The sequence below is a fragment of the uncultured Tateyamaria sp. genome, assembly GCF_947503385.1.
Classification (GTDB): Bacteria; Pseudomonadota; Alphaproteobacteria; order Rhodobacterales; family Rhodobacteraceae; genus Tateyamaria.
The window spans coordinates 14,100-39,171 of the sequence record NZ_CANNDO010000014.1 but is presented as its reverse complement, the minus strand read 5'-3'; the positions used below and the strand labels follow the sequence as shown (position 1 = coordinate 39,171).

The 25,072-nt window shown below is 63.0% G+C and carries 24 protein-coding genes; 18 read left to right on the top strand and 6 right to left on the bottom strand.

Annotated features, from left to right (window positions below; translation table 11 throughout):
• Positions 1–566: 566 nt before the first annotated feature.
• The 3 genes from Q1A85_RS22175 to Q1A85_RS22165 all read left to right on the top strand — a co-directional run bounded on the left by Q1A85_RS22175 (position 567) and on the right by Q1A85_RS22165 (position 2,699).
• On the top strand, positions 567–1,055 hold the full coding sequence (locus tag Q1A85_RS22175; protein WP_299695016.1) for a hypothetical protein: 489 nt from the start codon (positions 567–569) through the stop codon (positions 1,053–1,055).
• A complete protein-coding gene (locus tag Q1A85_RS22170) occupies positions 1,052–1,531 on the top strand; it encodes a GNAT family N-acetyltransferase (RefSeq protein WP_299695014.1) in 480 nt (159 codons plus the stop codon). Before Q1A85_RS22175 ends, Q1A85_RS22170 begins: the two co-directional genes overlap by 4 nt.
• 376 nt (positions 1,532–1,907) lie before the next feature.
• Complete coding sequence (locus Q1A85_RS22165; protein ID WP_299695013.1) at positions 1,908–2,699, top strand: inositol monophosphatase family protein; 792 nt, start codon at positions 1,908–1,910, stop codon at positions 2,697–2,699.
• On the opposite strand, the gene Q1A85_RS22160 is transcribed toward Q1A85_RS22165, so the two are convergent.
• From Q1A85_RS22160 to Q1A85_RS22140, 5 genes are read right to left on the bottom strand one after another with little or no spacing between them, the layout of a single operon-like run.
• The gene (locus tag Q1A85_RS22160) at positions 2,696–3,265 is read right to left on the bottom strand and encodes a histidine phosphatase family protein (RefSeq protein WP_299695011.1); all 570 of its coding nucleotides are present in this window, start codon (positions 3,263–3,265) and stop codon (positions 2,696–2,698) included. The two genes, Q1A85_RS22165 and Q1A85_RS22160, sit on opposite strands and share 4 nt — an antisense overlap.
• Before the next feature lie 5 nt (positions 3,266–3,270).
• Positions 3,271–4,332, bottom strand: a complete 1,062-nt coding sequence (locus Q1A85_RS22155) for an ABC transporter ATP-binding protein (RefSeq protein ID WP_299695010.1) — start codon at positions 4,330–4,332, stop codon at positions 3,271–3,273.
• A gap of 12 nt (positions 4,333–4,344) precedes the next feature.
• The gene (locus tag Q1A85_RS22150) at positions 4,345–6,558 is read right to left on the bottom strand and encodes an iron ABC transporter permease (protein WP_299695009.1); all 2,214 of its coding nucleotides are present in this window, start codon (positions 6,556–6,558) and stop codon (positions 4,345–4,347) included.
• Positions 6,559–7,584, bottom strand: a complete 1,026-nt coding sequence (locus Q1A85_RS22145; RefSeq protein WP_299695008.1) for an ABC transporter substrate-binding protein — start codon at positions 7,582–7,584, stop codon at positions 6,559–6,561.
• Positions 7,585–7,642: 58 nt separating this feature from the next.
• Entirely contained in the window at positions 7,643–8,110 is a 468-nt protein-coding gene (locus Q1A85_RS22140) for an NUDIX hydrolase (RefSeq protein ID WP_299695007.1), read from the bottom strand.
• A gap of 206 nt (positions 8,111–8,316) precedes the next feature.
• Between Q1A85_RS22140 and Q1A85_RS22135 the strand changes: the two genes are divergently transcribed.
• The 11 genes from Q1A85_RS22135 (at position 8,317) to ugpC (ending at position 18,421) form a co-directional block, all read left to right on the top strand.
• Positions 8,317–9,132, top strand: coding sequence for a DeoR/GlpR family DNA-binding transcription regulator (locus tag Q1A85_RS22135; RefSeq protein WP_299695006.1), 816 nt, complete (start codon positions 8,317–8,319; stop codon positions 9,130–9,132).
• Between the two features lie 47 nt (positions 9,133–9,179).
• Positions 9,180–10,154, top strand: a complete 975-nt coding sequence (gene phnD, locus Q1A85_RS22130; RefSeq protein WP_299695005.1) for a phosphate/phosphite/phosphonate ABC transporter substrate-binding protein — start codon at positions 9,180–9,182, stop codon at positions 10,152–10,154.
• Positions 10,155–10,216: 62 nt separating this feature from the next.
• Positions 10,217–11,014, top strand: a complete 798-nt coding sequence (gene phnC / locus Q1A85_RS22125; RefSeq protein WP_299695004.1) for a phosphonate ABC transporter ATP-binding protein — start codon at positions 10,217–10,219, stop codon at positions 11,012–11,014.
• On the top strand, positions 11,011–11,826 hold the full coding sequence (phnE, locus tag Q1A85_RS22120; RefSeq protein WP_299695003.1) for a phosphonate ABC transporter, permease protein PhnE: 816 nt from the start codon (positions 11,011–11,013) through the stop codon (positions 11,824–11,826). The genes phnC and phnE (Q1A85_RS22120) overlap by 4 nt, the downstream gene beginning before the upstream one ends.
• Positions 11,826–12,641, top strand: a complete 816-nt coding sequence (gene phnE / locus Q1A85_RS22115; RefSeq protein WP_299695002.1) for a phosphonate ABC transporter, permease protein PhnE — start codon at positions 11,826–11,828, stop codon at positions 12,639–12,641. Before phnE (Q1A85_RS22120) ends, phnE (Q1A85_RS22115) begins: the two co-directional genes overlap by 1 nt.
• Positions 12,638–13,543, top strand: a complete 906-nt coding sequence (locus Q1A85_RS22110) for an HAD-IA family hydrolase (protein WP_299695001.1) — start codon at positions 12,638–12,640, stop codon at positions 13,541–13,543. The genes phnE (Q1A85_RS22115) and Q1A85_RS22110 overlap by 4 nt, the downstream gene beginning before the upstream one ends.
• The gene (locus Q1A85_RS22105; protein WP_299695000.1) at positions 13,540–14,217 is read left to right on the top strand and encodes an HAD-IA family hydrolase; all 678 of its coding nucleotides are present in this window, start codon (positions 13,540–13,542) and stop codon (positions 14,215–14,217) included. The genes Q1A85_RS22110 and Q1A85_RS22105 overlap by 4 nt, the downstream gene beginning before the upstream one ends.
• A gap of 118 nt (positions 14,218–14,335) precedes the next feature.
• Positions 14,336–15,637 (top strand): sn-glycerol-3-phosphate ABC transporter substrate-binding protein UgpB, encoded by a 1,302-nt coding sequence (gene ugpB / locus Q1A85_RS22100; RefSeq protein ID WP_299694999.1) that lies wholly within the window; start codon positions 14,336–14,338, stop codon positions 15,635–15,637.
• A gap of 44 nt (positions 15,638–15,681) precedes the next feature.
• The gene (gene ugpA / locus Q1A85_RS22095) at positions 15,682–16,563 is read left to right on the top strand and encodes a sn-glycerol-3-phosphate ABC transporter permease UgpA (protein WP_299694998.1); all 882 of its coding nucleotides are present in this window, start codon (positions 15,682–15,684) and stop codon (positions 16,561–16,563) included.
• Positions 16,564–16,580: 17 nt separating this feature from the next.
• A complete protein-coding gene (ugpE, locus tag Q1A85_RS22090) occupies positions 16,581–17,417 on the top strand; it encodes a sn-glycerol-3-phosphate ABC transporter permease UgpE (RefSeq protein ID WP_299695020.1) in 837 nt (278 codons plus the stop codon).
• Complete coding sequence (gene ugpC, locus Q1A85_RS22085) at positions 17,417–18,421, top strand: sn-glycerol-3-phosphate ABC transporter ATP-binding protein UgpC (RefSeq protein WP_299694997.1); 1,005 nt, start codon at positions 17,417–17,419, stop codon at positions 18,419–18,421. Before ugpE ends, ugpC begins: the two co-directional genes overlap by 1 nt.
• Positions 18,422–18,425: 4 nt before the next feature.
• Here the strand turns inward: ugpC and Q1A85_RS22080 are convergent, their stop codons facing one another.
• On the bottom strand, positions 18,426–18,800 hold the full coding sequence (locus Q1A85_RS22080; protein ID WP_299694996.1) for a hypothetical protein: 375 nt from the start codon (positions 18,798–18,800) through the stop codon (positions 18,426–18,428).
• Positions 18,801–18,865: 65 nt separating this feature from the next.
• Here Q1A85_RS22080 and Q1A85_RS22075 point away from each other — a divergent pair, with 65 nt between their 5' ends.
• The 4 genes from Q1A85_RS22075 (at position 18,866) to carB (ending at position 25,072) form a co-directional block, all read left to right on the top strand.
• Positions 18,866–19,630: an alpha/beta fold hydrolase gene (locus Q1A85_RS22075; protein WP_299694995.1), complete on the top strand. Its 765-nt coding sequence runs from the start codon at positions 18,866–18,868 to the stop codon at positions 19,628–19,630.
• 66 nt (positions 19,631–19,696) lie between these two features.
• Positions 19,697–20,941 carry a cyclopropane-fatty-acyl-phospholipid synthase family protein gene (locus Q1A85_RS22070; protein ID WP_299694994.1) on the top strand — a complete coding sequence of 415 codons (1,245 nt, stop codon included), beginning with the start codon at positions 19,697–19,699 and terminating at the stop codon, positions 20,939–20,941.
• A 142-nt stretch (positions 20,942–21,083) separates the two neighbouring features.
• Positions 21,084–21,461: a hypothetical protein gene (locus Q1A85_RS22065; protein WP_299694993.1), complete on the top strand. Its 378-nt coding sequence runs from the start codon at positions 21,084–21,086 to the stop codon at positions 21,459–21,461.
• Between the two features lie 266 nt (positions 21,462–21,727).
• Entirely contained in the window at positions 21,728–25,072 is a 3,345-nt protein-coding gene (carB, locus tag Q1A85_RS22060; RefSeq protein ID WP_299694992.1) for a carbamoyl-phosphate synthase large subunit, read from the top strand.

Below are 25,072 nucleotides of genomic sequence, written 5' to 3'. Positions count from 1 at the left end.
TCGCAGACCTCTGCGCCCGCTTCCCTCTCTATCCAAACCTGTAACCCCAGGCACGCTGTCCCAGCATGGGACAGCAATCCAAACACCAAAAATCAACAGCTTACAGAGACAGATTCACAATACGTTAAGATTTGGACAAAAAAAGCGGTGGGCAAAATGCCCACCCTACGGTGGTGTTGAGGGTAGTGACGTCCTTGGCCAGCCCGGCGCGACGGGGAGGTCGGCTTGAGCAATCTGGACCCGGATCAACCATGTGAAAGCGCGCAGCGGGCCTGTGTCGGGGGATCGTGCTGGCTTCTCAAACGCTGCGCTTTCATTGGCGGCGGACGGTGGGGTTGAGGGTGGTGATGTCCTTGGCCAACGCGGCGCGACGGGGAGGTCGGCTTGAGCAATCTGGACCCGGATCAACCATGTGAAAGCGCGCTGCGGGCCTGTGTCGGGGGATCGTGCTGGCTTCTCAAACGCTGCGCTTTTATCGGCGGCGGACGGTGGGCAGGATGCCCACCCTACGGTGGTGTTGAGGGTGGTGACGTCCTTGGCCAACGTGCCGCGAAGAGGAGATCGGCTTGGATCATCTGAACCCGTTTCAACCACGCAAAACCGTGTCGCTGAGCCCTGTCGACGCGCGGGGCTGGCACCTCAAGCGCTATGCGATTTTTGCCGACAACCGGCACAATGAAGACGCCATCATCGCAGCGGCGACATCCCACGCGCTGGACCGCCTGCCCGCACCCGGACCGCTGGACGACCCGACGGGCAATCACGGCGTCGGGTTTCAGATCATCCACTTTGCCGAGACCGCCGTTGTCTCGCCCACCTTCTACTGGCAATGGGGCAGCGTGCTGGCGCACGCCGACCAGATCAAGGCACCGTGGGACAGGCCTACGGATTTCCGCACCGGCGTGCTGGAGATCGTCGGATGTGTCTGGGAATTGCACATCGTCCAGTTCGAGAGTGCGGCGTGGACCGCGACAATGCTGGGACCGGATCAGACAGCTGCGCCCGCACACAGGGTGTCGGCCTATCTGGGACGCCAAGCGGAGCCATCCGCATGACCCTGACCATCCGCGCAGCCACGGTGGCCGACGCAAAGGCTATGAGCCGCATCCTGCGGGACGTGCTGGTGTCGTGGAACAGCCCAAGACCCTTTGCGCCCGATCATGTCACGGCGCATTACATCACCCATCCCGACGGGCTGCGCTGTTCGGTGGCTGTGGATGCTGCGGGCGACATTCTGGGGTTTCAGTCGCTCAAGCGAGCGACGGAGGGCAACCCGTTTGACCTGCCCGACGGCTATGGGATCATCGGCAGCTATGTCGATGCCAGCGCCACGGGCCAAGGTGTGGGCAGAGCGCTGTTTGCGGCATCGCTGGCGGCGGCACAGGCGGCGGGCCTTGCTAAGATCGACGCGACAATCGCGGACAGCAACGCGGCCGGTCTTGCCTATTACGCGGCGATGGGTTTTCGCACCTATCGCCAATTGCCGGGCGCCATTGGCAAGGTCTATGTGCTGGACCCGCCTGCGGCCTGAGCGCGCGCGATACCGGACCTGTCAGATGGTTGCCGTGTGCTGTTTGTACCGCCGGGGGGGCCTGTCCCATTGGCTTTGGACCGCTCTGCGTCAGAGCCGTGGCCCATGGGGGGCTGCCGCACCTGCCCGGGGATTGGCGCAGGGCGCGTGCGCCAAGATCCCCCGGTATACGATCCGGGGTGTTCGGCACCTTGCACAGATCAGACGGGCCGCCGCGCTGTCTTGCGGCGGATGCCCGTGACGTTGACGCATATCAAACAGGCCTGCCCCTTGGCCAAAAACGCCTGTCGGACCCTGCCGCCTGTCGGCTAGGCTGGGCTATGGCCCTTGCACCGACCGGGGCCAGACCGCATTGCTGCCAAAGGAGCCTGAGCCAGTGGAACACCTGTCTGACCGTATGGAATTTGCCGTGGACCTGTGCCACGCGGCGGGCGATGTGGCGCGCGCATATTTTGCGAACCGCGCGACCTTGGTCGTGGACCAGAAGGGTGCGCAGGACTGGGTGAGCGAGGCCGACAAAAATGTCGAAACCTTCATTCGCGACCGGATCGGACACACCTGGCCCGATGACGGGATCGTCGGAGAAGAGCACGCCCCCAAGGCAGGGACCAGCGGGTTTGATTGGGTGATTGACCCGATTGATGGCACCACGAATTTCGTCAATGGCATCCCCGCATGGACGGTCGTTCTGGCGGGGGTGTCGGGGGGGCAGACCCAAGTGGGCGTGATCCACGAGCCGAATGTGGGCGAGACCTATGCCGCGCTGCGCGGGCACGGGGCCACGATGAACGGGGCCACGATGCAGGTCGCGGCGGGCGTGCCGCTGGACAGTGGCACCGTGTCCATCGGGTATTCCAACCGGGTGCAGGCGGCGCATGTGCTGCCCGTGATCGCAGCCGTAATCGACCGTGGTGCGCTGTATCACCGCAATGCCAGCGGTGCGCTGTCGCTGGCCTATGTCGCGGATGGCCGGTTGCTGGGCTATGTCGAAGAGCACATGAACGCGTGGGATTGTCTGGCGGGCCAGTTGATGATTGCCGAAGCGGGCGGGCGGATCGAGGATCAGGATGCGGACGCGATGATCCGCAGCGGTGGCCGGGTGGTTGCGGGCAGTGCGGATGTGTTTGACACGCTGGTGGAGATTGCCGACGCGGCGTGGTCCGTCTAGGGCGCGATGGGCTGCCACGGGCCGTGAACGGTGAGGTCCGGCAGGTTGGCCACCCAGTAGCACCCCTGTCGCGGTTGATCGTGGTCCCGGCTGATGGCGGACCCGGTCAGGTGGCACCACAGCAGCGTGCCCACGGCCCCATGCGCCACGATCATCAGGTCTGTGCCCGCGTGCTGTGACAGGATGGTTTGGGTCGCGCCTACGACCCGCGCTTGCGCCGCCTGTGCGGTTTCCCAGCCGCGAAAGCTGTCACCCGGTTGGGCAAAGAACATGTCGGCGGCGGCTTCGAACTGATCGGGGGGCAGAAACCCCGTGGCGGAGCGGTCGTTTTCGCCCAGATCGGCATGGGTGGCCACCGGGATGCCCCGCCTTGCGGCGAGGATATCGGCGGTTTCGCGCGCCTTGCGTTCGGCGCTGGTCCAGATGTGGGTGACATCTGCAACTGCGCTGTGGCTGGCAAAGGCTGTGGCGCGGGCGCGGCCTGTGTCGCGCAGTGTCCAGTCGGTGACGGGGCGGTCGGGGTCCACCACCACTTCGGGGTGGGTGACGAAAATCAGCTTGGGCAAGGGGATCACTCCGGCAAGAGAACAGGCCCTTTTTGGGCGAATGTCATGGTGACATCTGTACCCGGTTTCAGCGGATCGTCCACATCATCCTGCACGGCAAAGACCTGCCCGAACGCGCCGGTCAGCGTGTATTCCATGCGCACGCCCACATAGGTGGCCTTGGCCACGGTTGCGGCGATGCCGCTGCCGGTGCCGATACGGATGCGCGAAGGGCGCACGGCGAGCGTGGCCTTGCCCGGTGGCAGGCCGCGCGCGGGCAACTGGTGAAGGTGGCCGTCGATCCGGACGGTGGCGGTGTCGCCCTGCACCTCCGTGATCTCGCAGGCGAGCAGGTTCGCCTCGCCGATGAAATCGGCGACAAAGCGGTCGTTGGGGGCGTCGTAGAGTTGCCGTGGCGTGCCGATCTGCGCGATGCCCGCGTTGCGCATCACGACGATTTCGTCGGAGACGGCCAGCGCCTCTTCCTGATCGTGGGTGACGTAGACAACCGTGAGGCCGAGGTCCTGCTGGATGGCGCGGATGTCCTCGCGCACCTGGCGGCGCAGTTTCGCGTCGAGGTTCGACAGCGGTTCGTCAAAGAGCAGCACCTGCGGTTCCAGCACCAGCGCGCGAGCCACGGCGACGCGTTGCTGCTGGCCGCCGGACAGTTCGGACGGCAGGCGGGCGTCAAAGCCCTTGAGGCCCACCAGTTCGAGGCCCTTGAGCGCGCGGCTCCGCGCCTCGTCCTTGGCAAAGCCTGAGAACGTCAGCCCGTATTTGACGTTTTCCAGCACGCTCATGTGCGGAAACAGGGCGTAGGACTGAAACACCATGGACACGTCGCGGTCGGTGGCGGGCAGCCGTGTCACGTCGCGGTCGCCGATCAGGATGCGGCCCGAGCTTGCCATTTCCAGCCCCGCGATCATGCGCAGGGTCGTTGTCTTGCCGCAGCCCGAGGGACCGAGCAGCGTCACCAGCTTGCCCGCGTCTACGTGCAGGTCGATGGTGTCGACGGCCACAACGTCCTTGCCGAACCGCTTGGATACCGCCTCGAACCGGACGGGCGCCGCTTTGGATTGGATGCTCATGCGCGGGGTCCTTTACACATTGGTGCGCGACTGGCTCATGCGCCGCCCGATCTGCGTGCGCCCAACAACAAATTGCATGAAGGCGACGACCGACAGCATCACAAAGATCAGCGTCGTGGAATAGGCGATGGCGAGGCCGTAATCATTGTTCTCGACCCGCCCGATGATATAGCTGGTGGCCATGTCGTATTCCGCCGACACAAGGAAAATCACCGCCGAGATGGCGGTCATCGCGCGCACAAAACTATAGACAAGCGCTGCAAGGATGGCGGGCCGCAAAAGCGGCAGGATCACCCGGCGAAAGGTCTGCCAAGAGTTCGCGCCGAGCGTAAGCGAGGATTCGTCCAGCGACTTGTCCAGTTGGGACATCGACGCAATCCCCGCCCGCACACCCACGGGCATGTTGCGAAAGATAAAGCTGATCACAAGGATCACACCGGTGCCCGTAATTTCGATGGGCGGCACGTTGAAGGCAAGGATGTAGCTGACGCCGATCACCGTGCCGGGGATGGCAAAGGACAGCATCGTGCCAAACTCAAACGCGTTCTTGCCTGCAAAGCTCTGCCGGGTGAGCAGATAGGCCGTCACCAGACCCACCGCGGCGGTGAGCGGTGCGGCCAGCGCCGCAATGGTGATCGTGGTCCAGAAACTGTCCCATGCGGCCCCGGTCCAGCGGATGCCCTCGGCCTCGATGCGGACCGAGAACGCGGTCACGTAATGCTTGAACGTGAGCGTGTTGTTCACGCCCCACAATTCGACCACGCTGCCGTAGATGATCATCGCGTAGACCACGATGGTGAACAGCGCCCAGCCCAGCGCCACCAGCAGCACCGGCATCGACAGGCCCACGGGCATCAGCGGGTGCACGCCCGCGTCGCCCTTGCCGGTGACGGTGGTATAGCTTTTCCGGCCCAGCCACACGCGTTGCGCATAAAAGGCCGACAGGGTGAAAAAGAGCAGCACCATGGCCAGCACGGCGGCCCGCCCCTGATCATATTGCGCGCCAACGATGGCAAAGAAAATCTCGGTCGACAGCACGTCGAAATTGCCGCCCAGCACCAGCGGATTGCCGAAATCCGCCATGCTTTCGATGAACCCCAGCAAGAACGCGTTGGCCAGCCCCGGACGCATCAGCGGCAGCGACACGGTGCGGAAGGTCTGCCAGCGGTTGGCGCGGAGGGTTTGCGCCGCCTCTTCCATCGACGGCGACACACCTTCGACCACACCGATCAGCACCAGAAAGGCGATGGGCGTAAAGGCCAGCGTCTGCGCAATGAGCACGCCGGGCATCCCATAAAGCCAGCGGGTCGGCTGGGTGCCGAACAGATCGGCAAAGAACTGGGTCACCGTGCCCGACAGACCAAAAAGCAGGATCAGCGCCAGCCCGATCACAAAGGGCGGCGTGATGATGGGCAGCACGGTCAGCGCCCTGAGTGCGCGTTTGTAACGAAAGCCCGACCGGGTCACGACCAGCGCAAAGGCCAGCCCCAGCACGGTGGTGATGATCCCCACCAGAATGGCGAGGATGAGCGAATTCCAAGCCGCCCCGCAGCGCGCGCCCCAGAAACAGCCCAGCCCCCACAGCCGGTCGTCAAAGAATTTGGACGCAAAGACCGACAGCGAATACGCGCCGTCCTCGGTCACGAAGGCGGCGAAAAGCATCTTGGCAATCGGGAAAAAGACAAAGGCGGTGACAATGGTGATCACGCCACCCACGGCGCTGACCACAAACACGTCGCCGTTGATTGCACCGCGCGCCGCAATGCCTTGGGTCAGCAGAAACAGAAAGCTCGCGGCGCAGATCATCGCGCCGTAGCCCATGCCAAACTGGCGGTCCCCCAGATCGCCGAACGCCGACTTGAGCCAGTCAAAATTGAACCCACGGATACCGATGGAAAAGCCTTGGGCGATGAGCCAGCCAAAGCCCAGCGCACCGGCAAGGATCAGCACCTTGGCATAGAGCGGGTCGGATTTCGGGCACCGCAGCACCAGAAGCGGCAGGGTCAGCGGGATCAGCAACGGGGCGAGCCACAGTTTTTCGCCTTGCGCGATCAGGAACAGACCGGGCGCGACATCCTCGTCAAAGGGGTAGCCGTCCAGCACCCAGCGGAACGACCACAACCCGTCCTCTACCATGTACCACGGCAGCAGGCAGTAGCCGACCCACCCGGCGATGATCCAGAAGATCAGGACCGGGGGGGTCTTTTTTGATGTGTCGTCCGTCACTTACTGCGGCAGTACCGAGACCTCTTCGTCCCATTTTTGCAGCAGGCGTTTGCGTTCGTCCGACGAGCCATATTTTTTGAAGTCATAGTCGATCAGCTTGATCGTCGACATGTCCGGCGCGCTTGCGGAGGTTTCCGCGCCCTTGTTCGACGGCACCTGAAACGCGTTGACCTCAAGCGCGAGGTTCTGCGCATCCGTGCTGAGCGCCCAATCGTAGAACTTCTTGGCCTCGTCCACGTTGCGGGCCCCGTCGATGATCGACATTGACCCGATTTCGTAGCCGGTGCCCTCGCAGGGGGCGACCACCTTGATCGGGAAGCCGGAGACAGCCTGTTTCACCGCGTCGTGCATGAACACGATGCCAACGGTGTTTTCGCCACGGCCTGCGGCCTTGATCGGGGCGGAGCCGGACTTGGTGTATTGGTTGATGTTGGTGTGCAGGCCTTTCATGAAGTCAAAGCCTTCGTCCTCGCCAAAGATTTGAACCATCGACGCGAGGGTCGTGTAGGCGGTGCCGGACGAGTTGGGGTTGGCCATTTGCACGTGGCCCTTGAATTCAGGCTTTAGCAGGTCCTTCCAGCAGGCGGGTTCGGGCAGGTTGTTGGCGGCCAGCAGGTCGGCATTGTAGCCATAGCCCAGCGCGCCCGAATAGATGCCGATGGTCTTGTTGCCGGCACTTTCGGCCTGACTGATGGCCCAGTCGTGCAACTGGTCGCGCATGGGCGACACGTATTCCATGGTCAGCCCCTCTTCGGCGGCTTGCAGGTGCGGGTCGCCGGTGCCGCCCCACCAGACGTCGCCCTTGGGGTTGGACGATTCCGCACGGATCTGGGCAAAGGTTTCGCCCGATGATTTGCGGGTCATGTTGACGTCGATGCCGGTGGCATCCTCAAAGCTGCGCGCCATCAGCTGGCACCAGTCCTCTTGCGCCGAGCAGTAGAATGTCAGCTTGTCCGCCTGTGCCGCCCCGATCGACGCCGCAAAGGCGATGAGCGACCCGGCCGCGACATGTCCTAGTTTTTTCATGGTTTTTCTCCCTTGGTTTCAAACGTGCCGGTTTGTTCCGGCTTTTTATCGCCGGGCCTCAGGAGGCCTGACGCAAATCCTCGATGCCGTGCAGCGTGTCGGGGCTGTCAGCCAATGTGCGCAACAGCGCGGTCAATTCGGTCTCGTTCACCAGTTTGGCCGCCTTGCGCAGCGCGAACCAATGGCGTTTGCGTTCCTTGCGCTCTTTCCAGCGGCGTTTCAGGCGGTCCACGATCATCGGGTAGACGGTCACGCGGCAGACCACCTTGCGACCGCCGCCAAGCCGTTTGGTGTAGTGGTAATGCCCTATGGCGCGGTCCGACACGAAACCAATTGCGCCGGCCTCTTCCAGCGCTTCGATCTTGGCGGCGTGCCATGGTTTCTTGCCGTCCATCAGCCACCCCTTGGGCATGACCCAGCGCCCGGTGTCGCGTGACGTCACCATCAGCACACGCGCCCTGCCCTTGCTGTCCCAGCGCACCGGCAGGGCGGCAATCTGTTGGGCGATGGGTGCGGGTTTTGCCATCTCAGCGCACACCACAAGCAGCGGCCCACACCCCATAGCCCCCTGTTCCAAAAGACGAAACGCGGGGGCGGGTTGGGTGGCCTTGTGAACTGTGTTCTGTGGACATTTCAAAAAACTCACACTGGTTTGGAGGCTTATGCAACAAAATAATTGCGTTTCCGCCGGAAACGCCACAGTTTCGCTGTTACGACCAGTGGGAAGGTTTGATGCCAAAAACGCAGACGAGTGAGCGGGGCCGGGACAACGGTCAGGCGCGCCTCAAGAAAACAGAGCGTCGCCGTCAAATCCTGCTGGAGCTGAAACTGCGTCCTCATGTTCGAATCAGCGAACTGTCCGAGCGGTTCAATGTCTCGACGGAAACGCTACGCCGCGATTTCGACGCGCTGGCCGACGAAGGGTTGGTGGCGCGTGCGCATGGCGGTGCCACGGCACCGACGCGCGGGCATTACCCAAGCCTGAACGAACGCGCCAACGCGCGGGTCGAAGAACGTGAGCGGATCGGACGCCGGGCGGCGGATCTGGTGCGCGATGGCGAGACGGTGATGATCGATTCCGGGTCGACCACCATCGAAATGGCGCGGGCGCTGGCCTATCGTGGCACGCCCTGCACCGTCATCACCAATTCGATTCCCGTGGCGATGACCCTTGGGCACGGGGCCGCTCAGGTGTTGCTGTGCCCCGGCGAATACCTTGCGGCGGAATCGGCTGTGATCGGAACCGAAACGCTGGAATTCCTTGGCCGGTTCAACGTGGACCGCTGCATGATTGGATCGTCCGGCTTTTCCGAGGAAGGTCCATCCGAGACGGTGCGCGGCTTTGCCGCCGTCAAGCGGGTGATGCTGCACCGCGCGGTCGAACGCCACCTGCTCATCGATTCAGAGAAATTCGGGCGCAAGGGGCTGGCCCATGTGGGCGACCTGTCGGGACTGCAATCCATCGTCGTCGACAAACGCCCGCAGGACGCGCTGCTGAGCGCGCTGGTGGCGGCAGAGGTGGAAATACTTGTGACTGAAGAAAGCTAATCAACCAATCGCGGCGCGCAAAGGGCCGCATGTCAGGGAGGACAACCATGAAACTGGATATCAAACTTTTGCTGGGCGCATCTGCCATTGCACTCATGTCGCTGGGTGGCACGGCGTCGGCACAGGATTGCCCGCGCGGCGATCTGGATGCGCGGTTCTGTGACGCCGATGGCGACCTGATCGCGGACATCCCCACGGACGCGGCGGACCAGATTGACCCCGACACGCTGATCTTTGCCTATACCCCGGTCGAAGACCCCGCCGTCTACAAGACCGCATGGTCCGATTTCCTTGAACATCTGGAGGCCGAGACCGGCAAGGATGTCGTGTTTTTCCCCGTCCAGAACAACGCCGCACAGATCGAAGCGATGCGGTCGGGCCGATTGCATATCGCGGGATTCAACACCGGGTCGAACCCGCTGGCGGTGAACTGTGCGGGCTTCCGCCCATTCACGATCATGGCGTCAAAGGACGGCAATTTCGGCTACGAGATGGAGATTATCACCTATCCCGGCTCTGGCATTGAAGCGGTCGAGGACATCAAGGGCAAGCAACTGGCCTTTACCTCGCCCACATCCAATTCCGGCTTCAAAGCGCCGTCGGCCATCCTCAAGGGCGATTTCGACATGCTGCCCGACCGTGATTTTGAACCGGTTTTCTCGGGCAAGCACGACAACTCGATCCTTGGCGTGGCCAACAAGGACTATACGGCGGCGTCCATCGCTAACTCGGTCAAGTCGCGCATGATCAGCCGCGACGTGATCAGCGAGGACGACGTGAAGGTGATCTACAAATCGCAGACCTTCCCCACCACGGGCTTTGGCACGGTCTACAACCTCACGCCCGAATTGCAGGACAGCATCCGCAATGCGTTCTTTAGCTTTGAGTGGGAGGGCACGACGCTGGAGGCCGAATTCTCCAAGTCGAACGAAGGTCAGTTCCTTGAAATGACCTACCAGGAATTTTGGGAAGTGATCCGCAAGATTGATGCGGCCAACGGCGTTTCCTACGCCTGCGAGTAAACCGAAACTGATCTGACAGGCCCGTCACGGGCCTGTCACGTTGCCGCGTTAGGGGCTTTTTCATGCTGCGCCTTCAAAAGCTGACCAAGACATACAAGACCGGCGATCAGGCGCTGAAAGCGATTGATCTGGACGTGCCCAAGGGGCAGGTGCTGGCGTTGATCGGGCCTTCGGGCGCGGGCAAATCCACCATGATCCGCTGCATCAACCGGCTGGTGGAACCCACCAGCGGCGCGGTGCTGCTGGAGGATGTGGACCTGACCGGCCTCGGCTCGGGCGCGCTGCGCAAGGCGCGGCGCGAGATGGGCATGATTTTTCAGGAATATGCGCTGGTCGAGCGGCTGACCGTGATGGAAAACGTGCTGTCGGGGCGGCTGGGCTATGTCGGGTTCTGGCGGTCGTTCCTGCGCCGCTATCCGCAGCCGGATGTGGACGAGGCGTTCCGCCTGCTGGACCGCGTGGGCCTGTTGCACATGGCCGACAAGCGCGCCGACGAACTGTCCGGCGGGCAGCGCCAGCGGGTGGGCATCTGCCGCGCACTGATCCAGAACCCCAAGCTGCTGTTGGTGGACGAACCCACCGCGTCGCTGGACCCCAAGACCAGCCGCCAGATCATGCGCCTGATCACGGAGCTTTGTCAGGAGCGCGGGCTGGCCGCGATTATCAACATTCACGACGTGGCGCTGGCGCAGATGTTCGTGCCGCGCGTCGTTGGCCTGCGCTTTGGCGAGATTGTCTATGACGGTCTGCCGACAGGTCTGACCCCGGACAAACTGACCGAGATTTACGGCGAGGAAGACTGGGAAGCGACCATCGAGAAGGTCGAAGAAGAACAAGAAGAGATCGAGGCCGCCGAATGAGCGACGTGACCCTCGACCAGATGCTGGGCAAAAGCTGGCGCAAGCCCGCCTTTGTGAAAAACGCCGCGCTGCGCTGGACGCTGATTGTCGGCTTTGTCGTCTATCTGATTGCCGCTTACCTGACCATCGAGGTTGATTGGGGCCGCGTCTATGTCGGGCTTGACCGGGGCTGGGCCTTTGTGCTGGCCTTTACCAGCCCGGATTTCACCTCGCGCTGGAGCGACATCTGGAGCGGGCTGTTGGAAAGCATCGTAATGACCGTGGCGGCGTCCGTGGTGGGCATCGCGATTTCGATCCCCATCGGGTTGGGGGCTGCGCGCAATATAGCGCCGTTGCCCGTTTACATGATCTGCCGGGGCATCGTTGCGATCAGCCGGGCCTTGCAGGAGATCATCGTGGCGATCCTGCTGGTGGCGATCTTTGGCTTTGGCCCGCTCGCTGGGTTTCTGACCCTGTCCTTTGCCACCATCGGGTTCCTGTCCAAGCTCTTGGCCGAGGATATTGAGGCGATGGACCGCGTGCAGGCCGAGGCGATCAAGGCCAGCGGTGCGCGCTGGACGCAGTGGATCAATTACGGGGTGCAGCCGCAGGTCATGCCGCGCCTTGTGGGGCTGTCGATCTACCGGATCGACATCAACTTTCGCGAAAGCGCCATTCTGGGCCTTGTCGGCGCGGGTGGGATCGGGGCGACGCTGAACACCGCCTTTGACCGATACGAATACGACACGGCGGCGGCGATCCTTTTGTTGATCATCGGCATTGTCATGGCGCTGGAATATCTGTCGGGCATTGTCCGCGCGAGGGTGCAGTAATGCCGGTGTTGGCGCGCGGGGACGCGCAGATCTGGCGGCGACGGACCGCACGCGAAAGCCTGACCCGCGCGTTTGGCTGGTTGCTGGGGCTGGCGGTGTTTGCCGTCTGCTGGCTGATGATTTCAGCGAAAACCACGTGGTTTTTTGTCTTTGACGCGCCGCGCATCGCGGGCGACATCTGGACCCGCGCCACGCCGCCGCGCTGGGAATACATCACGCAGCTGGGCCGCCCGATCTGGGACACGCTGAACATCGCCACGCTGGGCACGCTGATTGCGCTGTGCCTTGCTGTGCCGGTGGCGTTTCTGGCCGCACGCAACACCACGCCGTCGGCGCTGTTCATCCGGCCTGTTGCGCTCTTGATCATTGTGTCGACGCGGTCGATCAACTCGCTGATCTGGGCGCTGTTGCTGATTGCGATCATCGGGCCGGGTGTGTTTGCCGGTGTCATCGCCATTGCGATCCGGTCGATCGGATTCTGCGCCAAACTGCTGTATGAGGCGATCGAAGAGATCGACCAGACGCAGGTCGAGGCGATCACCGCCACCGGTGCCAGCCGTTGGCAGGTCATGGCCTATGGGATCGTGCCGCAGATCCTGCCCGCATTTGCAGGCATTGCCGTGTTCCGGTGGGACATCAACATCCGCGAAAGCACCGTGCTGGGTCTTGTTGGTGCAGGCGGCATCGGCTTGCAACTGTCCGCCTCGCTCAACGTGCTGGCGTGGCCGCAGGTCAGCCTGATCCTGATCGTGATCCTTGTGGCGGTGGTGATCAGCGAATGGGTGTCGGCCAAGGTGCGGGGGGCAATCATTTGACCGCCATCTCAGCAGAGCAGGCCTTTCAGGCCTATGAGGCCGTGCGCCACCGCTTGCCCGCCTTGGGTGCGGATGCACGGACCAGCCGACAGGCGGGCACACTCGCCGATCTGGCCGACGCGTTTGACGTGTTCCTGCTGGATGCCTTTGGCGTGCTCAACATCGGTGAGACGGCCATTCCCGGCACACCCGAACGGGTCGAGGCCCTGAAGGCCGCAGGCAAGCGGGTGATGATCGTGTCGAACGCCGCAGGGTTCCCGCACGCAGCGCTGATGGAGAAATACACGCGGCTGGGATACGATTTCGCGCCCGAGGATGTGATCACCAGCCGCGCCACGCTGCTGGCGGGGATGAACGGGCAGCGTGGGCTGCACTGGGGTCTGATGGCGACACGCAGCACCGGTCTGCGCGACCTCGAAGGGCTGACCCTGACCTACCTCGAAGAAGACCCCGGCCCCTATGCAGAGGTTGACGGGTTCCTGATGGTGGGGTCAGCGGCATGGACCGAAGAGCGGCAGGCGCTGCTGGAGGCCGCATTGCAGGACCGCCCGCGCCCCGTTCTGGTGGGCAATCCCGACATTGTCGCCCCCCGAGAACAGGGGTTTTCCACGGAGCCGGGGCATTTTGCGCATCGGCTGGCGGACCGCACCGGCGTTGCACCGGACTTTTTTGGCAAACCATTCACCAACATCTTTGATCTGGCGTTCAAACGGCTGGGGCCGGTGGACAAATCGCGGGTGCTGATGGTGGGCGACAGCCTGCACACCGATATTCTGGGCGCGCGCAGTGCCGGGGTGGGATCGGCGCTGATCGCGGATTACGGCTTTTTCGCGGGGCAGGATGTGGGCAGCGCGATTGCCCGGTCTGGCATTGTGCCTGATTACGTGGTGGACCGGCCATGAACGCGCGCATCGTCTTTGACCTTGATGGCACGCTGATCGACAGCGCGCCGGACATCTGTGGCATTGCCAATGCGGCACTGGCCACGGTGGACGCAGCCCCGATCACGCTGGAGGACACCCACAGTTTCATTGGCGAGGGGATTGGCGTCTTTGTGCAAAAGATGCGCGCCGCGCGCGGCCTGCCCGATCACCTGCAAGAGCCGCTGCTGGCGGACCTAGTGGCGCGCTATGACGATGCGGTCAGCCTTACCGTGCCCTACCCGAACGTGCCTGCGGCGCTGACGTCCCTGTCCCGCACATACACGTTGGGCATTTGCACCAACAAGCTGCACCGCCCCGCCACCAAAGTGCTGCGCCACCTGCGCCTGGACGCGTTTTTCGACACGGTCTGGGGCGGGGACAATCCGCTGGGCCGCAAACCCGACCCCGCACCGCTGCGCGCCGCCTTTGACGCGTTGGGCGGCGATGGCCCCTGCCTCTATGTCGGCGACAGCGAGATTGACGCCGAAACCGCCACCCGCGCGGGCGTGCCGTTCCTACTGTTCACCAAGGGCTATCGCAAACGCCCGCTGGATGAGATCGCGCATATGGCCAGTTTCGACGATTTCGCCGACCTGCCCGCGCTGGTGGACACCATCCTGACACCCGTCCCGCTGAGCGGGGTGCCGTCGTGAAACACAAACGCAATTGCACGCATTACGCGTACCGGCCTATCCTCGCCAGCATTGGCACGCAGAAGGCCGGAACGACCCGTCGTTCGATACGAACCATGAAGCCGAAAGGGAGAACCACATGAAACTCAGCACATCTTTCATTGCTGCAACGGCGATGCTTGGCGCTACGCAAGCCGCCTATGCGCAGACCGAAGTTCAGTTCTGGCACGCCTTCACAGGCCGGTTGGGCGAACTGGTGGCCGAACAGGTCGACACGTTCAACGCCAGCCAAAGCGACTACACCGTCGTGCAGACGCACAAGGGCAACTATTCCGAAACGCTGAACGCTGGCATCGCCGCCTTTCGCGCCGGTGAACAGCCGCACATCCTGATGGTGTTCGAGGTGGGCACCGCCACGATGATGGCGGCCCAAGGCGCGGTGCGCCCCGTTTACGAGGTGATGGGCGACGGCTTTGACCAGTCGAAATATATCGGGTCGGTCAAGGGCTACTACACCTCGGCGGATGGCAACATGCTGTCGCTGCCCTTTAACTCGTCCACGCCCGTTCTGTGGGTGAACCGTGACAAGCTGGCCGAAGCGGGTCTGGACCCCGACACGCCGATGGAGACATGGGAACAGGTGGGCGGCGTGCTGGACGGCCTCAAGGCGGCAGGCGTGGACTGCCCGATGACCACCGCATGGCAAAGCTGGATTCACCTCGAAAACTTCTCGGCCTATCACGACACGCCATTTGCGACCAAAGAGAACGGCTTTGCCGGGACCGATACCGAACTGGCGCTGAACGGCGCAGCACAAGTGGCGCACGTGTCCGCGATGGGTCAGTGGGCGCAGGACGGCAAGTTTATCTATGCCGGTCGCCGCAACGAGGGCGGTGCCAATTTCCGCGCGGGCGAATGCGCGCTGTTCACTGAATCCTCCGCTGGTTACGCCGGGATCAAGGCCGAAGCCGAGTTCGACTTCGAAGTGCGGCCCCTGCCCTATTGGGAAGCTGTCGCCTCCGAGCCGCAGAACACCATCATCGGTGGTGCGTCCCTGTGGGTGATGGAAGGCCACGAAGACGCCGAATATGCGGGCGTCGCGGCATTCATGGATTTCCTGTCCTCGGCGGAGATTCAGGCCAAGTGGCATCAGGACACCGGGTATCTGCCGATCACGGCAGAGGCGGGTGAACTGACCAAGCAGCAAGGCTTTTACGAGGCCAACCCCGGCACCGACATCGCTGTCATCCAGATGACCGCGAAGGAGCCGACGGAAAACTCCAAAGGTCTGCGTCTGGGCTCGTTCGACCAGATCCGCGGCATCATCGACGAAGAACTGGAGGCCGTCTGGTCCGGTGACAAGTCGGCCCAAGAGGCGCTGGACAGCGCCGCAGAGCGCGGCAACGCGCTGCTGCGCCGGTTCGAGCAAGCCTCGCGCTGATGAAAACGGGCCGCTCCGTTTGATCGGGGCGGCCCTTACCGACCATGGAAAAGCGCGTCACTTTCAAAGGCATCTGGCTGCCGCTTCTGCTGGTTCTGCCGCAGATTCTGATCACGGCTGTCTTTTTCTTTTATCCTGCGGGTCAGGCGATTTATCAGTCGCTGTTCATCCCTGACCCCTTTGGGCTGTCGATGCAGTGGGTGGGCCTTGGCAATTTCGAATACCTGCTGTCGGACCGCTATTACCGTGCCTCTTTCCTGACCACGGCGATCTTTTCGATCCTCGTGACGGTGGTGTCGATGGGTGTGGCGCTGTATCTGGCCGTGCTGGCCGACCGGCTGATCAAGGGGTCCGGCACCTACCGCACGCTTCTGATCTGGCCCTATGCGGTCGCTCCTGCGGTGGCCGGTGTGCTGTGGCTCTTTATGTTCAACACCCGCGTGGGTGTGGTGACGTGGTATCTGGGCCTTCTGGGCTACGACTGGAACCACGTGCTGAACGAAGGCGAGGCGATGGGCCTTGTGGTTGTGGCCAGCGCGTGGGGCCGGATCAGCTATAACTTTCTGTTCTTCCTTGCGGGGCTTCAGGCGATCCCGAAATCGGTGATCGAGGCGGCGGCGATTGACGGCGCGCGGTTCTGGACCCGGTTCCGCACCATCGTCTGGCCGCTGCTGTCGCCCACGACATTTTTCCTGCTGGTGGTGAACATCATCTACGCCTTTTTCGAGACCTTCGGCGTGATCCACACGATCACCAGCGGCGGGCCGCAACAGGCCACGACGATCCTTGTCTACAAGGTCTATTCCGACGGGTTTGTCGGGCAGGACCTTGGATCGTCCGCCGCGCAATCGGTGATCCTGCTGGCCATCGTGTCGGTGCTGACCGTGGTTCAGTTCAAATATATCGAACGGCGGGTGCATTACTGATGTCAGAGCGCAATGGCATGGTCGAAAAGCGGGGCGGCGGGTTGTGGCTGACCCATCTGGGGCTGATCATTGGCGTGGCCTTTATCTTCTTTCCCATCTGGCTGGCCTTTGTCGCCTCAACCGTGGACCAGCAAGAGATCGTGCGCCCGCCCATGCCGCTTTTGCCGGGCGACCAGTTGATCGAGAACTACACCAAGGCGCTGACCTCGGGCGTGAACGCACCGGTGGCGGCGATGCTGCTGAACTCTCTGATCATGGCGATGGGCATCGCGATTGGCAAAATCGCCATTTCGCTGCTGTCGGCCTTTGCCATTGTCTATTTCCGGTTTCCGGGGCGCAAATTGTTCTTCTGGCTGATCTTTCTGACGCTGATGCTGCCCGTCGAGGTGCGGATTGTGCCCACATTCGAGGTGATTGCGAATTTCGGGATGCTGAACAGCTATTCCGGGCTGATCCTGCCGCTGATTGCGTCGGCGACGGCAACGTTCCTGTTCCGGCAATTCTTTATGACCGTGCCGGACGAACTGGCCGAGGCCGCGCGTGTGGACGGGGCCAAACCGATGCGCTTTTTCATCGACATTCTGCTGCCGATGAGCCGGACCAATATCGCGGCCCTGTTCGTGATCCTGTTCATCTATGGCTGGAACCAGTATCTGTGGCCGCTGCTGATCACGACCGATCCCAGCATGAACACCATCGTGATGGGCATCAAACAGATGTTCCCGTCGGGCGATGACATTGCCGATTGGCCGGTGATCATGGCCACCTCGATCCTTGCCATGGTGCCGCCGGTGATTGTGGTGGTGGGGATGCAGAAACTCTTTATCCGCGGCTTGGTGGAAAGCGAAAAGTAATGGCAACAGTCACGCTCAAAAACCTCAAGAAATCCTTTGGCCCGACGGACGTGATCCACGGCATCGACATGGATATCGCGGACGGCGAATTTGTGGTGATCGTGGGCCCATCGGGCTGTGGCAAATCCACGTTGCTGCGTATGGTGGCGGGGCTGGAAACCGTGACCTCGGGCGAGGTGCAGATCGACGGGCGCGTCGTCAACAACGAAGAACCGATGGACCGCGATATCGCCATGGTGTTCCAGAACTACGCGCTCTACCCGCATATGTCGGTCTTTGACAACATGGCCTACGGGCTGAAGATCGCAAAGGTGCCCAAGCCCGAAATTGCAGACCGCGTGGCCACCGCGGCCAAGCTCTTGCAACTTGAACCCTACCTGCAACGCAAGCCGCGCGAATTGTCGGGCGGCCAGCGCCAGCGGGTCGCGATGGGCCGCGCCATCGTGCGCAAGCCCGCTGTGTTCCTCTTTGACGAGCCGCTGTCGAACCTTGATGCCAAGCTGCGCGTGCAGATGCGGCTGGAGATCAAGCAATTGCAGCGCGAACTGGGGGTCACGTCGCTGTATGTGACGCATGATCAGGTCGAGGCAATGACACTGGCTGACCGGATGATTGTGATGAATGCGGGCGTGGCCGACCAGATTGGCGCGCCGCTGGACGTCTATGCCAACCCGGCGACCGAGTTTGTTGCGGGGTTCATCGGCTCGCCGCCTACGAATTTCATCGACGCCGCTTTGATCGGCGGCGGTGGTGGTGGTGGCGGGCGGATCGGCATCCGCCCGGAACATGTGCGCCTGACCGATCAGGGCCAGTTGGAGGCGGTCGTGGGCTATGCCGAAGCCTTGGGCGCGGAAACGCTGATCCATCTGCGGGCCAAGGATGGTGGGCAGATCACGGTGCGTCAGGATGCAGGCCAGCCCATCCCGCACGAGGGCCAGACCTGTGCGCTGGACTGGGACACGGCGCAGGTGATGCGCTTTGACGCAAACGGGATGCGCCAGTAGCGGTTCAGACGCGCCCGGTCCACCACATCCAGACGATGAATGCCGTCACCACAAACAGCAGGTTGAACGCCAGCACACCCGCCAGCGCCAGCAGGCGGCCCTTGCGCCGGTCCGCCCGGTCGATCCCGCCGAGGTAATCCAGCACCCGCCCCTCGGCCCGGTCAAGCGCGGCGGCATCGACCTGACGCATCAGCTTGGGCTGGCCCCCGAATTTCTGGGCATCCACCACGCGGCGCGCTTCGGCGCGCAGACGGCGCGGCAGGCGGCGGCCCGTGCGTCGCAGCGCGGTGTCCAGCGACTTGGCCCGCACCCCAAAGGCGCGTTCCAGCCCTTCCTGCAAACGCGCAGCACGTGCGGCAATGGTTTCGGCACTTTCCATGGGCGCAAACTACCTGCTTGTGAACGGACTGGAAAGAGGGGCGCGCCCACGCTAAGCCTCTCACCATGTTGGCTTACCAGACCTACGGGGATGCAACCGCACCCCCATTGCTGATCGCGCATGGCCTTTACGGGTCGGGCCGGAACTGGGGCGTGATCGCCAAACGGCTCAGCGACACGCGCCACGTCATCACGGTGGACATGCGCAATCACGGCAACAGCTTTCACAGTGACGCAAACGGCTATGACGATCTGGCTGCCGATCTCGAAGAGGTGATCCGCGCCCTTGGCGGTCCAATGGACGTGGTGGGGCATTCGATGGGCGGCAAAGCGGCGATGATGCTGGCGCTGCGCGCCCCGGACGTCGTGCGGCGGCTGGTGGTGGGCGACATTGCGCCGGTGACCTACACGCACAGCCAGTTGCCGATGATCGACGCGATGCGCGCGGTCGACCTGTCCGCAGTCACCCGCCGGTCAGAGGCCAACGCGCAATTGCAGGCGCAGGGGGTCGATCCGGCCATCTGCGCCTTTCTCACCCAGTCGCTGGATGTGGCGGGTCAGACGTGGCGTCTGAACCTTGACGCGCTGGAGGCCGAGATGCCCAAAATCATGAGCTTTCCGCAGGTCACGGCACAGTATGACGGGCCAACTCTGTTCCTGTCGGGGGGCGCGTCGGATTATGTGCTGCCGGAACACCGTAACACCATTCGCGGGCTGTTTCCCCGCGCCCGGTTTGCGAAACTGCCCCGCGCGGGACATTGGCTGCACGCAGATGATCCACGCGGATTTGAAGGGACTGTGCGCGCATTCGCCGACGCGGCAGAGGCCTGACACTTGACCTAACCTGCCCTCCTGGCACAGATTTATCCTCATCAATCGCAACATGGAGGGTGAGCCATGTGGGCACGTCTTCTGGATCAATTTTTGACACGCATGATGGTCGTGGACCGGCTGAGCGTGACCTATCCCGATGGCACGACGCGCGATTACGGGCCCGAAACGGGTGACCGGGCGCATCTGGCCCTGTCGGGGGACGACACGGTGCGGGCGCTGGTGCTGAACCCCGATCTGGGCTTTGGCGAGGCGTATATGGATGAACGTCTGTGCCCGCAGAACTGCACGCTGGACGAATTGCTGACCATCATCATCCGCAACCGCAATCACGGCCATGTGCCCGGCTGGATGCTGGCCCTGAACCGCGCGCGGTTCCATGCGCGCGCGTTCATCCAGCGCAACGCCCCCCGCACGGCGCGGCGCAATGTGGCGCATCACTACGACATCTCGGACGACCTCTACCGGCTGTTTCTGGACGCGGACATGCAATATTCCTGCGCCTATTTCCGCGACCCCGACATGACCCTCGAAGAGGCGCAGGTGGCCAAAAAGGCGCATATCGCGGGCAAGCTGCGGCTGGAGCCGGGGATGCGGGTGCTGGACATAGGCTGCGGCTGGGGCGGGATGGCGATGACATTGGCGCGCGACTACGGCTGCGAGGTGCTGGGTGTCACGCTCAGCGACAACCAACTGGCCACGGCGCAGGCGCGCGTGGATGAGGCGGGCCTGTCGCACAAGGTGCGGTTCGACCTGCGCGACTACCGGCACGTCAAGGGCACGTTTGACCGGATCGTGTCTGTGGGGATGCTGGAACATGTGGGCGTGCCGAATTACGGCACCTATTTTGCCAAAGTGTCGGACCTGCTGGACCCCGATGGCGTGGCGCTGATCCATACGATTGGTCGGTCCGCGCCACCGATGGCGCATTCGTCGTGGATCAACAAGTATATCTTTCCCGGCGGCTATGTGCCGTCCCTGTCCGAGCTTGCCCCGGCCATGGAACGCTCTGGCCTGTGGCAGACCGACATCGAAATCTGGCGGCTGCATTACGCGCAGACCATCCGCCACTGGCGCGACCGGTTCAACGCGCGGCTGGACGAGGTGCGGGCGCGCTATGACGACCGGTTTGTGCGGATGTTCCAGTATTACCTCACGGTATGCATTCTCGCCTTTGAGCATCAGATGCAGGCGGTCTACCATTTTCAGCTGGCCCACCGGCGGGACGCGGTGCCGCTGACGCGCGACTACCTCTATCCGCGCGAGGCCGCGCCGCAGGACAATGCGCCGGCCCACGCGCCCGCAGAATAAGGCGCGGCGTGCCCGGAAAATGGCACCGTTTTGCCCCCTCGCCCCCACGAAACCGCCCCATTTGGCGCGCAAGGTTTACCTTAGGGCATGGTTAAGCCCTGCCTAAATTTTCAAAGGACGAGTACAGCCTTCTGGAGGCGAGATGGAATACGTAAAACGCGAACCGATCAAAGGTGCCTCCGGGCGCGAACCGACCGCCTTCACCATGAAGACGATCAAAGAGTTGCTGGCCGAGGACGCCGCACGTTCCGCCGACGCCGAGACGATGCGCACGCCGCTGCCCAAGTCTCATGTGCAGCAACCGCCGCATATGCAAGGCCCTGTGCCCGTTGTGCCAGCAAAGGCCAAACCGGCAACCAGACCCACGCTCAAGGCCAGCGCCGCGCCCAGAATTGATGCCGACATCACCGCGCCGCCGCAGGCCCTGCCCAAGCTGACGCCCGCCGCGCCAGAGATGCAGGTCGAAATCAAACCGGCCCCGGCCAAGAAATCTCTGCTGGGCCGCCTGATCGGCGGCTGATGCACACCTGACCGGACGCGGATCGCTGCGATTCGCCTGACATGAACCGGCCTGCCGCGCAGGCCGGTTTCTGCCATTTGACGTCTCACGCCCCCTTATGCGTGCTTTCTCTGCGCCGATGGGGCCGCCATCACCCAGATGCGCCGCACAAAGGTGCCGCGACAGGCTGCAATCGCCCCTTGCACCCGCCGTTCCCATCCCTATAACCCACGACAATTTGCTTGCGCCTGCCAACGCGGGCCAAACTCACATACCGGGGGGCCCTGATGCCAAAGCGTACCGACATCCAGTCGATCATGATCATCGGTGCGGGCCCTATTGTCATCGGGCAGGCCTGCGAGTTTGACTATTCCGGCGCACAGGCCTGCAAGGCACTGCGCGAAGAAGGCTACCGGGTCATTCTGGTGAACTCGAACCCGGCCACGATCATGACCGACCCCGGTCTGGCCGACGCCACCTATATCGAGCCGATCACCCCCGAGATTGTCGCCAAGATCATCGAGAAAGAACGCCCCGACGCGCTGTTGCCCACCATGGGCGGGCAGACCGGTCTGAACACCTCGCTCGCCCTCGAAGAGATGGGCGTGCTGGACAAGTACGGGGTCGAGATGATCGGCGCCAAGCGGGAGGCCATCGAAATGGCCGAAGACCGCAAGCTCTTCCGCGAGGCGATGGACCGGCTTGGCATCGAAAACCCCAAGGCCGAGATCATCACCGCGCCCAAAGGTGCCAACGGCGCCAAGGACCTTGAGGCTGGCGTGGCGCTGGCGCTTGATACGCTGGAACAGGTGGGCCTGCCCGCGATTATCCGCCCTGCCTTTACGCTGGGTGGGACGGGCGGCGGCGTGGCCTATAACCGCGACGACTACATGGCGATTTGCCGGTCCGGCATGGACGCCAGCCCGGTGGGCCAGATCCTCGTCGACGAAAGCCTGCTGGGCTGGAAAGAATACGAGATGGAGGTGGTGCGCGACACCGCCGACAATGCCATCATCGTCTGCTCCATCGAAAACGTGGACCCGATGGGCGTGCACACCGGCGACTCGATCACAGTGGCCCCTGCCCTGACGCTCACGGACAAGGAATACCAGATCATGCGCAATCACAGCATCGCTGTGCTGCGCGAGATCGGCGTGGAAACCGGCGGATCGAACGTGCAATGGGCGATCAACCCCGATGACGGGCGCATGGTCGTGATCGAGATGAACCCGCGCGTCTCGCGGTCCTCGGCGCTGGCGTCCAAGGCCACGGGTTTCCCGATTGCCAAGATCGCGGCCAAGCTGGCGGTGGGCTACACGCTGGATGAGCTGGACAATGACATCACCAAGGTGACGCCCGCGTCCTTCGAGCCGACCATCGACTATGTCGTGACCAAGATCCCGCGCTTTGCGTTCGAGAAGTTTCCCGGATCAGAGCCGCACCTGACCACAGCGATGAAATCCGTGGGCGAGGTCATGGCCATTGGCCGCACCTTCCACGAATCCGTGCAAAAGGCGCTGGCATCGATGGAAACCGGCCTCACCGGCTTTGACGAGATTGCCATTCCCGGCGCGGACGATCCCGCCACGGGCCGGGCGGCGATCACCCGCGCGCTGGCGCAACAGACGCCGGACCGCCTGCGGGTCATCGCGCAGGCCATGCGCGAAGGGCTGTCAGATGACGACATCTTTGCCATCACGAAATTCGACCCGTGGTTCCTTGCCCGTATCCGCGAGGTGATCGAGGCCGAACAGGACGTGGAATCCGCTGGCCTGCCCACGGATGCAGACGGGTTGCGCGCGCTCAAGATGATGGGCTTTTCCGACGCCCGCCTGGCCGCGCTGACCCTTCAGACCGAAGCGGATGTGCGCGCCGCCCGCCACGCCGCTGGCGTCACGGCGGTGTTCAAACGCATCGACACCTGCGCCGCCGAGTTCGAGGCGCAGACGCCCTACATGTATTCGACCTATGAAACGCCGGTCTTTGGCGATGTGGAGTGCGAGGCGCGGCCCTCCGACCGCAAAAAGGTCGTGATCCTTGGCGGTGGCCCCAACCGCATCGGTCAGGGGATCGAGTTTGACTATTGCTGCTGTCACGCCTGCTTTGCGCTGACCGACGCGGGCTATGAGACGATCATGGTCAACTGCAACCCCGAGACGGTCAGCACCGACTACGACACCTCCGACCGTCTCTATTTCGAGCCGCTGACATTCGAACATGTGATGGAAATCCTGCGGGTCGAGATGGACAATGGCACGCTGCACGGCGTGATCGTGCAATTTGGCGGGCAGACACCGCTGAAGCTGGCCAATGCGCTTGAGGCGGCGGGCATCCCCATTCTCGGCACCACCCCCGACGCGATTGATCTGGCCGAAGACCGCGAGCGGTTTCAGGCGCTGGTCAATGAGCTGGGGTTGAAGCAGCCGCGCAACGGGATTGCCTCCACCGATGCCCAAGCGCTTGAAATTGCGTCAGATATCGGCTTCCCACTGGTGATCCGCCCGTCTTACGTGCTGGGTGGGCGCGCCATGGAGATCGTACGCGATCAGGCCAACCTCGAACGCTACATCTCCGAAGCGGTGGTGGTGTCGGGCGACAGCCCCGTGCTGCTGGACAGCTACCTGTCGGGTGCCGTGGAACTGGACGTGGATGCACTTTGTGACGGCGAGGCGGTGCATGTGGCGGGCATCATGCAGCATATCGAAGAGGCGGGCGTGCATTCGGGCGACAGCGCCTGTTCGCTGCCCCCCTATTCCCTGCCCGCAGACATCATCGCCGAGGTCGAACGCCAGACCCACGCGCTGGCCCGCGCATTGAACGTGGTCGGGCTGATGAACGTGCAATTCGCGGTCAAGGACGGCGACGTCTACCTGATCGAGGTGAACCCGCGGGCCTCCCGTACGGTTCCGTTTGTCGCCAAGTCCACCGACTCTGCCATCGCCTCCATCGCGGCGCGTGTCATGGCCGGCGAAAAGCTGTCCGCCTTCCCGATGCGCGCGCCCTATGACGCGGATGCAAGCTATGACGCGGTGCTGCCCTTGGGCGATCCGATGACATTGGCCAACCCGAACATGCCGTGGTTCAGCGTCAAAGAGGCGGTGATGCCCTTTGCCCGCTTCCCCGGTGTGGACACGATCCTAGGCCCGGAAATGCGGTCCACGGGTGAGGTGATGGGCTGGGACCGGACCTTTGCCCGCGCCTTCCTCAAGGCGCAGATGGGGGCGGGGATGGTGCTACCCGATGCGGGCTGCGTGTTCGTGTCAATCAAGGATATGGACAAGACCCCCGCCATGCTGGAAGCCGCGCAAACGCTGACCGGGCTTGGCTTTACCTTCGTGGCAACACGCGGCACCGCCGCCTGGCTCAAAGAGCACGGGCTGGACTGCGGCGTGGTCAACAAGGTCTACGAAGGCCGCCCCGACATCACCGACATGATGAAGGACAACGGCATCCAGCTGGTGTTCAACACCACCGAAGGCGCGCAGGCGGTCGAGGACAGCAAATCCATCCGCTCCATCGCGCTGTATGACAAGATTCCCTATTTCACGACCGCCGCAGGCGCGCAGGCCGCCGCCATGGCAATCCGCGAACAGGCGGCAGGGGATGTGGGCGTCAAGGCACTACAGGGTTAA

Excerpts from the sequence above, each read along its gene's own strand:
- Q1A85_RS22155 (WP_299695010.1), bottom strand. The coding sequence starts at position 4,332 with ATGAGCATCCAATCCAAAGCGGCGCCCGTCCGGTTCGAGGCGGTATCC.
- Q1A85_RS22065 (WP_299694993.1), top strand. The coding sequence starts at position 21,084 with ATGGAATACGTAAAACGCGAACCGATCAAAGGTGCCTCCGGGCGCGAA.
- Q1A85_RS22145 (WP_299695008.1), bottom strand. The coding sequence starts at position 7,584 with ATGAAAAAACTAGGACATGTCGCGGCCGGGTCGCTCATCGCCTTTGCG.
- Q1A85_RS22170 (WP_299695014.1), top strand. The coding sequence starts at position 1,052 with ATGACCCTGACCATCCGCGCAGCCACGGTGGCCGACGCAAAGGCTATG.
- phnE (WP_299695003.1), top strand. The coding sequence starts at position 11,011 with ATGAGCGACGTGACCCTCGACCAGATGCTGGGCAAAAGCTGGCGCAAG.
- Q1A85_RS22070 (WP_299694994.1), top strand. The coding sequence starts at position 19,697 with ATGTGGGCACGTCTTCTGGATCAATTTTTGACACGCATGATGGTCGTG.
- phnC (WP_299695004.1), top strand. The coding sequence starts at position 10,217 with ATGCTGCGCCTTCAAAAGCTGACCAAGACATACAAGACCGGCGATCAG.
- phnE (WP_299695002.1), top strand. The coding sequence starts at position 11,826 with ATGCCGGTGTTGGCGCGCGGGGACGCGCAGATCTGGCGGCGACGGACC.
- Q1A85_RS22080 (WP_299694996.1), bottom strand. The coding sequence starts at position 18,800 with ATGGAAAGTGCCGAAACCATTGCCGCACGTGCTGCGCGTTTGCAGGAA.
- Q1A85_RS22105 (WP_299695000.1), top strand. The coding sequence starts at position 13,540 with ATGAACGCGCGCATCGTCTTTGACCTTGATGGCACGCTGATCGACAGC.
- Q1A85_RS22140 (WP_299695007.1), bottom strand. The coding sequence starts at position 8,110 with ATGGCAAAACCCGCACCCATCGCCCAACAGATTGCCGCCCTGCCGGTG.
- ugpC (WP_299694997.1), top strand. The coding sequence starts at position 17,417 with ATGGCAACAGTCACGCTCAAAAACCTCAAGAAATCCTTTGGCCCGACG.
- carB (WP_299694992.1), top strand. The coding sequence starts at position 21,728 with ATGCCAAAGCGTACCGACATCCAGTCGATCATGATCATCGGTGCGGGC.
- ugpA (WP_299694998.1), top strand. The coding sequence starts at position 15,682 with ATGGAAAAGCGCGTCACTTTCAAAGGCATCTGGCTGCCGCTTCTGCTG.
- phnD (WP_299695005.1), top strand. The coding sequence starts at position 9,180 with ATGAAACTGGATATCAAACTTTTGCTGGGCGCATCTGCCATTGCACTC.
- Q1A85_RS22135 (WP_299695006.1), top strand. The coding sequence starts at position 8,317 with ATGCCAAAAACGCAGACGAGTGAGCGGGGCCGGGACAACGGTCAGGCG.
- Q1A85_RS22075 (WP_299694995.1), top strand. The coding sequence starts at position 18,866 with ATGTTGGCTTACCAGACCTACGGGGATGCAACCGCACCCCCATTGCTG.
- ugpB (WP_299694999.1), top strand. The coding sequence starts at position 14,336 with ATGAAACTCAGCACATCTTTCATTGCTGCAACGGCGATGCTTGGCGCT.
- ugpE (WP_299695020.1), top strand. The coding sequence starts at position 16,581 with ATGGTCGAAAAGCGGGGCGGCGGGTTGTGGCTGACCCATCTGGGGCTG.